The sequence below is a fragment of the Halochromatium salexigens genome (genome assembly GCF_016653295.1).
GTDB lineage: Bacteria > Pseudomonadota > Gammaproteobacteria > Chromatiales > Chromatiaceae > Lamprobacter > Lamprobacter salexigens.
Genome location: NZ_NHSF01000044.1, coordinates 1 through 3,518 on the forward strand (window position 1 = coordinate 1; position 3,518 = coordinate 3,518).

Genomic DNA, 3,518 nt, shown 5'->3' on the forward strand with positions numbered 1-3,518 from the left:
TCTTGCCGAGGATCTTGAACAGCTCATCGAAATGGGCACTCACATGTTTCGGAGGCCTGTCCGGTGGTGGCGGCTCGCGGTGCGTCGGCGGTGTGCTTGCGGGCACACGGTTCGCTGCGGCCTGGGCGGCACGTGAAGCGGCGCTGGGGCGATGGCGCGCGGCCTGGGCGCGGCGCTGATGGACCTCGGAGAGATAATTCTCGAGCTTCTCCGGGGCAAACAGCGTCGCCGGGCGCAGATAGCGGGCGCGCTCGGTGTCGCGCCACTGGCGTGTTTTGAGATCGATCACCGCGCAGAGCGTCTCGGGCGTTTGCATGCGCAGGGCGTGGTAGGTGAGGCGATAGCTCTCGGTGCCGGGGGTGCTCGGGAAGCAGGTGCCGGCGCGCTCGTTGAGATGATCGATCACGCGGGTGATCTCGCTGGCATCGAACGGGCGTTGGCTGGATGCCGCCTGTTTGGCCGGCGCAGCGGGCGCGGCAGCGGCAGCAGGCGCAGTAGCAGGTGCAGCGTTCGTGGCAGGTACGGCAGGTACGGCAGGTGCAGCGTGCGCGGTAGGTGCAGCAGCAGGTGTGGCGGGCGCGACAGGTGCGGCGGGCGCGACAGGTGCGGCGGGTGCAGCAGGCGCAGCCGGTGCGACAGGCATGGCGGGTGTCGCCGGCGTCGATGGTGCCATCGCCGCAGCCGGCGCGGTCACGTCTGGCGCCAACCGCTCCGTCACCGGTGCCGGCTCGGTGGTCACCGGCAACACGGCCTGAACGGGCTGCGCAGCCTGCACCGGCGGTGCCGCCTGCACCGCCTGATCGACCTGACCGCCCTGCACGCTCTGCGGCGCCGCGCGCCGCAACACCGCGCGATAGCGATTGGTGCGCCGGCAGCCACCCGGCTCGATCTGCAAGAAGCCCAGCGTCGCGAGCTGCTTGAGCGCGCGCTTGACCGAACTGAGCGAACTCATGGACTTTTTCGCCAGCGTGCGCAGCGAGGGCCAGGCGAGACCGCTCTTGGAATTGATGAAGTGCGACAGCGAGGTGGCGACCGAGCGCGCGGCGTGGGTCAACGCAGGCTCGGCGCACAGCGCGCGCTGCCAGCGCAGGATATCCACGGGCGAAGTGGCGAACTGAGGAACGGTGGCGGATTGGACCATCGGTAATCTCCAAATCGAACAGGGGTGGAGACCACCGACTGAACGGGTGAGATCACAGCTGGACGCGGTGTGAGACATTTGCGCAGTCTCTAACCCCCTGAATTGAATCGTTCTTCAAACCGTTAAAAATTTCGTTTACCCCAGCGGCGAACGAACAATCAATGACTTGCGCGTGACGCTCGGCCGAGAAGGGGAAAAATCACCCCAGCCGTCCCGCAGGGGATGAAAAAGGGCGGCCACCAAGGGATCATTGTCGTTGTCGAGACGACACCCCTGAAGAGGAGAAACCCCTTGGTGACCATGACACAAACGAACCTGTTTTCCTGGGACGCGATCGAGGCGCGCAGCGACCTCGATCGCCTGCAGCTGGTGATCGATCATCTCCCCGATGAGCGCCTGGTGCAATACCTCGAGGTATTGCGCCAACACGGGCGCAACGACTATCCGGTGCGCCCGATGTGGAACGCCCTGCTTGCCGGTATTGTCTTCCAGCATCCAAGCATCGAGTCGCTGCTGCGCGAGCTCGCCCGCAATCCCAGCCTCATGGAGGCCTGCGGCTTCGACCCGCTGCCGATTCAGCGCAAGCCCAACGCCCGGATCGTTACTGATCCCGACACAGGCGTCTCGCGCATTGAGGTGCCAGTCCCCTTGGAGCCGGTCCACGCGGTGCCCTCGAGCTGGAACGTCTCGCGCTTTCTGGCCAAGGTCATCGAACTCGAAGCGTCGCTTGGCATGATCAGTGAGATGGCGGTGATCCTGCGCGAGCAGCTCATGGCGGTGCTGCCCGACTTCGGCCAGCATCTCGGCTTCGATGGCACCGACATTGCCAGTCACAGCACCGGTCAGAAAGATCGCACGAGCGCTCAGACCTCCGACCCCGATGCCGATTGGGGCCATCACGAAACCCAAGGCGTTGATGCCGCCACCGGCAAGGCCTGGAAAAAGATCAAGCGCTGGTTCGGCTATGGGCTGCACCTGATCGCCGATACCCAGTATGAGATCCCGGTGGCGTTTGAGCTCACGCCCGCCTCGGTGTCGGAACAGCCGACCTTGCGCGCGATGATCCGCGACCTGTTCAGCGAGACCCCGGCGTTGGCTGAACGCTGCCGGGATTTCAGCGCCGATCGCGGGCTCGATAGCGCCGAGACCAAGGCCCTCCTGTGGGATGACTACGCCATCCGCCCATTGATCGACACCCGTGAGCTGTGGCGTGAGGAGAAGAACGACCCGGACTATGACCCCTCCAAGCCGATCACCCGCCCCCTCAATCCCGAGCGGGCCGACACGATCGTGCATACCGAAAAGGGCTCGGTTCAGTGCGTCTGCCCCGCCACGGGTGAGCACCGCGAGCTGGCCTTTCAGGGCTTCGAGGACGCTCGCAACGCCCTCAAGTACCGCTGCCCGGCCGCTGCCTATGGCCTAGAGTGCCAAGGTCAGGCCCAGTGCCATCAGGCCGGTGGGGTGACGCCCGGGGAGTTTGGGCGCGTGGTGCGCATCAAGCTCGATGAACAGGATCGGCGCATCTTCGTCCCCACACCGCACGGCAGCCCCAGTTGGCAGCGTGGCTACCACCGCCGCAGTGCCTTGGAGCGTATCAACAACCGCATCGATCGCCACTTCGGCTTTGAGCTGCATTTCATCCGCGGCATCGCCAAGATGACCACCCGCGTCGGCTTGGCCATCGCGGTGATGATGGCCATGGCGCTGGGCCATGTCCGACAAGGCCGTCCCGAGCAGATGCGCTCGCTGGTGCAGCCGATCCCCGCGACGGGCTAGCTCGACCTCCGCTCAAGCCGTCGGTTTTGGATCGGGGCAAGGCTCCCGAGGGTGGCGCTTGCCTATGATTCGCGAGCGATGAGAATGGCTCTCACCTGAAGGGCCTGGTGGCGCTCCCGTGCGCTTTGGAAGCCTAGTTCGCGCTGCTCCGCCAGCGGAATCGCTCTGGCGCTGCAGGGGCTGGGCGGCCGAAATCTCTACAGCGCAAATGTCTCGGTGTGCAGACGCCATCCCGAGAGGATGGGCTTTTTGCTAGAATACCGCTGGCCACTGGTGCGCTCGACTCTGCGTCAGTCGGGGCTTGACGCGGTGAGGTGTTACCAGCACCCCCGCGACAGTGGCACCTATCCTAGCCGCATCGGCTCGAGGCTGTCGAGCCCCCGGTGCGACTTTTTTTATCCCCCCTCCTCCCCTGGCCGCGACCGCGCGCGCAGGCCCGGCCCGACGGCGCCGAGTCAGCCGGCCTTGCGGCGGCCGCGTGGCCCGGCGCGCGCAGGCTTCGCGCGCGGCGCGCGTTCAGTGGGGGCGTTTTATATCCATTTCGTTCAGCATCCGCCCGTTTTGGGCTCAGCCTGAACCCACCCCCGGGGTCACCATGGCC

Annotated in this window: 2 protein-coding genes; one reads left to right on the forward strand and one right to left on the reverse strand. The window is 65.8% G+C overall.

The window, feature by feature from the left end; genetic code table 11:
• Positions 1–1,141 (reverse strand): conserved phage C-terminal domain-containing protein (locus tag CCR82_RS06460; RefSeq protein ID WP_201244583.1); only part of this gene is annotated, 1,141 nt, incomplete at its 3' end.
• A gap of 300 nt (positions 1,142–1,441) precedes the next feature.
• Here CCR82_RS06460 and CCR82_RS06465 point away from each other — a divergent pair.
• The gene (locus tag CCR82_RS06465; protein WP_242513306.1) at positions 1,442–2,917 is read left to right on the forward strand and encodes a transposase; all 1,476 of its coding nucleotides are present in this window, start codon (positions 1,442–1,444) and stop codon (positions 2,915–2,917) included.
• Positions 2,918–3,518 lie beyond the last annotated feature (601 nt).

What these genes read in the sequence shown, in the direction of transcription:
- CCR82_RS06465 (WP_242513306.1), top strand. Translation starts at nt 1,442, where the DNA reads ATGACACAAACGAACCTGTTTTCCTGGGACGCGATCGAGGCGCGCAGC.